Source organism: Escherichia sp. 20412-1, assembly GCF_003027595.1.
GTDB lineage: Bacteria > Pseudomonadota > Gammaproteobacteria > Enterobacterales > Enterobacteriaceae > Escherichia > Escherichia marmotae.
This window is the reverse complement of the sequence record NZ_PYQM01000108.1, coordinates 1-1277: the sequence shown is the minus strand read 5'-3', so window position 1 is coordinate 1277 and position 1277 is coordinate 1. Positions and strand designations below refer to the sequence as shown.

1 protein-coding gene is annotated in these 1277 nt (G+C 53.2%); it reads left to right on the top strand.

Annotation, left to right across the window (positions count from 1 at the left end):
- Positions 1-91: 91 nt before the first annotated feature.
- Positions 92-1277, top strand: a protein-coding gene (locus tag C7B16_RS24170) for an IS3 family transposase (protein WP_258182619.1) whose coding sequence is annotated in 2 segments (ribosomal slippage) — positions 92-407 and positions 407-1277 — 1187 coding nt annotated over the 2 segments. Because the reading frame shifts where the segments join, the coding sequence is not laid out codon by codon here. This gene is flagged as partial in the annotation.

Here is a 1277-nt window from a genome sequence, read left to right as displayed (position 1 = left end):
TAGACTAGCCCCCAGAATCTCCAGACAACCAATATCACTTAAATAAGTGATAGTCTTAATACTAGTTTTTAGACTAGTCATTGGAGAACAGATGATTGATGTCTTAGGACCGGAGAAACGCAGACGGCGTACTACACAGGAAAAGATCGCTATTGTTCAGCAGAGCTTTGAACCGGGAATGACGGTCTCCCTTGTTGCCCGGCAACACGGTGTGGCAGCCAGCCAGTTATTTCTCTGGCGCAAGCAATACCAGGAGGGAAGTCTTACTGCTGTGGCCGCAGGAGAACAGGTCGTTCCTGCCTCTGAACTTGCTGCTGCCATGAAGCAGATTAAAGAACTCCAGCGCCTGCTCGGCAAAAAAACGATGGAAAATGAACTCCTTAAAGAAGCCGTTGAATATGGGCGTGCAAAAAAGTGGATAGCGCACGCGCCCTTATTGCCCGGGGATGGGGAGTAAGCTTAGTCAGCCGTTGTCTCCGGGTGTCGCGTGCGCAGTTGCACGTCATTCTCAGACGAACCGATGACTGGAAAGATGGTCGCCGCAGCCGTCACTCAGATGATACGGATGTGCTTCTCCGTATACACCATGTTATCGGAGAGCTGCCCACATATGGTTATCGTCGGGTATGGGCGCTGCTTCGCAGACAGGCCGAACTTGATGGTATGCCTGCGATCAATGCCAAACGTATTTACCGGATCATGCGCCAGAATGCGCTGTTGCTTGAGCGAAAAACCGCTGTACCGCCATCGAAACGGGCACATACTGGCAAAGTGGCCGTGAAAGAAAGCAATCAGCGATGGTGCTCTGACGGGTTCGAGTTCCGCTGTGATAACGGAGAAAAACTGCGAGTCACGTTCGCGCTGGACTGCTGTGACCGTGAGGCACTGCACTGGGCGGTCACTACGGGCGGCTTCGACAGTGAAACAGTACAGGACGTCATGCTGGGAGCGGTGGAACGCCGCTTCGGCAACGAGCTTCCGGCGTCTCCAGTAGAGTGGCTGACGGATAATGGTTCATGCTACCGGGCTAATGAAACACGCCAGTTCGCCCGGATGTTGGGACTTGAACCGAAGAACACGGCGGTGCGGAGTCCGGAGAGTAACGGCATAGCAGAGAGCTTCGTGAAAACGATAAAGCGTGACTACATCAGTATCATGCCCAAACCAGACGGGTTAACGGCAGCAAAGAACCTTACAGAGGCGTTCGAGCATTATAACGAATGGCATCCGCATAGTGCGTTGGGTTATCGCTCGCCACGGGAATATCTGCGGCAGCG